The organism is Streptomyces sp. NPDC005899 (genome assembly GCF_040629645.1).
GTDB lineage: Bacteria > Actinomycetota > Actinomycetes > Streptomycetales > Streptomycetaceae > Streptomyces.
Map to the genome: position 1 here is coordinate 1 of NZ_JBEXWB010000598.1, position 2,297 is coordinate 2,297.

At 74.8% G+C, this 2,297-nt stretch carries 2 protein-coding genes; both read right to left on the minus strand.

What is annotated here, in order from left to right:
- Nucleotides 1-77 precede the first annotated feature (77 nt).
- Nucleotides 78-719 (minus strand): response regulator transcription factor, encoded by a 642-nt coding sequence (locus ABZ371_RS31865; protein WP_358686259.1) that lies wholly within the window; start codon nucleotides 717-719, stop codon nucleotides 78-80.
- Complete coding sequence (locus ABZ371_RS31870) at nucleotides 716-1,855, minus strand: GAF domain-containing sensor histidine kinase (RefSeq protein WP_358686261.1); 1,140 nt, start codon at nucleotides 1,853-1,855, stop codon at nucleotides 716-718. Before ABZ371_RS31870 ends, ABZ371_RS31865 begins: the two co-directional genes overlap by 4 nt.
- Nucleotides 1,856-2,297 lie beyond the last annotated feature (442 nt).

Sequence of the window (2,297 nt, forward strand, 5' to 3'; positions counted from 1 at the left end):
GGGCGGGTCCACCGGCCGGCCGTGCGGGGCCGCACCCTTCGGGTGGCCCGGGAAGACCCCCGGGGCCCCGGCCCGGGTCAGCCCGCCGCGCCGTGCCGGACCGCCCAGAGCGCGGCCTGGGTCCTGTCGGAGAGATCCAGCTTCATGAGGATGTTCGACACGTGCGTCTTGACCGTCTTCTCCGACAGCACCAGGGCGCGGGCGATCTCCCGGTTCGAGCGTCCGTCGGCGATCAGCCCGAGCACCTCGCGCTCCCTCTCCGTCAGGGTGCTCCCCCGGCCCGTCCCGGTCCCGGCCTCCTGGGCGAGGAGTGCTCCCGCCACCTCCGGCTGGAGCAGGACGTGCCCGGCGTGGACCGACCGGATGGCACCGGCCAGGGCGTCCGGGTCGATGTCCTTGTACACGTATCCCGAGGCGCCCGCCCGCAGCGCGGGGACGACCGTGCGCTGCTCGGTGAAGCTCGTGACGATCAGCACCTTGGCGGGGTTCTCCAGCGCCCTGAGCCTGCGCAGGGCCTCGATGCCGTCGGTGCCCGGCATCTTGATGTCCATCAGGACGACGTCGGGCCGCAGCTCCTCGGCCCGCGCGACACCCTCGGCCCCGTCCGACGCCTCCCCGACGACCTCTATGTCGTCCTGGATCTCCAGGAAGGTGCGCAGCCCCCGCCGGACCACCTGGTGGTCGTCGACCAGCAGCACCCTGATGATCTTGTCAGTCACGGGATCTCCATCCGGATCGTGGTGCCCTCGCCGGGTTCCGAGGTGACGGTGAGCCGGCCGCCGACGCTGTTCGCCCGGTGCCGCATCGAGACGAGACCCAGGTGGCGGCCCGCGCGCCGGACGGCCTGGACGTCGAAGCCGCGGCCGTCGTCGGTGATCCGCAGCACCGTCGCCGAGGCCTCCCGGCCGAGTGTGACGGAGACCCGCTCGGCACCGGAGTGGCGCAGGGCGTTGTGGAGGGCCTCCTGGGTCACGCGCAGCAGAGCCTCCTCCTGGGCGGAGGGCAGGGCGCGTATGCCGCCGCTCCGGAAGGTGACCCGCGCGCTGTGGGCGCGGTCCATGACCTGCACCTGGGTGCGGAGCGTGGCGACGAGGCCGTCCTCGTCCAGGGCGGCCGGGCGCAGCTCGACCACGGCGGCGCGCAGCTCGTCCACGGCCTCGGCGGCCAGGACCGCCACCTGCTGGAGCTCGCCCTTGGCGCGGGCGGGGTCGCGGTCCACGAGGGCGGCGGCGGCCTGGGCGGTCAGCCGGAGCGAGAACAGCTTCTGGCTGACGGCGTCGTGCAGCTCGTGGGCGAGCCGGGAGCGCTCCTCGGCGATCGTGAGCTCGCGGCTGCGCTCGTACAGCCGGGCGTTGGTGAGGGCGATCGCCGCGTGCTGGGCGAGGATGCCCAGGAGTTCCTCGTCCTCCTGCGTGAACCCGCATCCGCCCTGGGGCCGGGCCCGGCGTTTGTTGGCGAGGAAGAGTGCGCCGATGGTCTCGTCGCCGTCCTGGACGGGCAGGCCGAGGAAGTCGGACATGTCGGGGTGGGCGTCGGGCCAGCCGCCGAAGCGCGGGTCCTTCCGGACGTCGGCGAGCCGCTCGGGCTTCGCCTCGTGGAGCATCGCGGCGAGGATGCCGTGCTGCCGGGGCAGCGGGCCGATGGCCTTCCACTCCTCGTCGCTCACCCCGTCGACGACGAACTGGGAGAAGCCCCCGTGGTCGTCGGGCACGCCCAGGGCCGCGTACTCGGCGTCCAGGAGTTCCCGGGCGGAGGCGACGATCGTCTTGAGGACGTCCCGGACCTCCAGGTGCCGGCTCATCGCGAGCAGCGCGGCGCTGACCGCGGCGAGGGCCGACGGTGGGCGATGGCTCATGCCCCTCACCGTACCGGCGGCGGCCGGGGCACCGTATCCGCCTGTGGACGGCCACGGGGAGGGGCCGCGGACCTACGCCCTCGGTCCGGATCGGGCCGGGCCGGGTACACCGTGCGCGGGCACCGCACCTCGCGACGCGGCCGCAGCCGGCGGCCGTCACCGCACGCCCCTGCCTCTCAGCACCCGACCCGGCTCACCGACCCGGCCGCCCCGGGACGCACGGTTCCGCGCCCGGCACGGGCCGGGAGATCCAAGGCCGTCCCCCTGTCCTCCTGCCCCCTGTCCTCCTGTCCTCCTGTCCTCCTGTCCTCCTGTCCTCCTGTCCTCCTGTCGTCCTGTCCTCCTGCGTCCGGCGCGGCCGCGGGGGCGGAGACCCTGACCGCCCCGCCTCCGGCGGCCGGGCCGCGCCGAGGCCGCCCCGAAGCCCGGCGCGGCCGGCCTC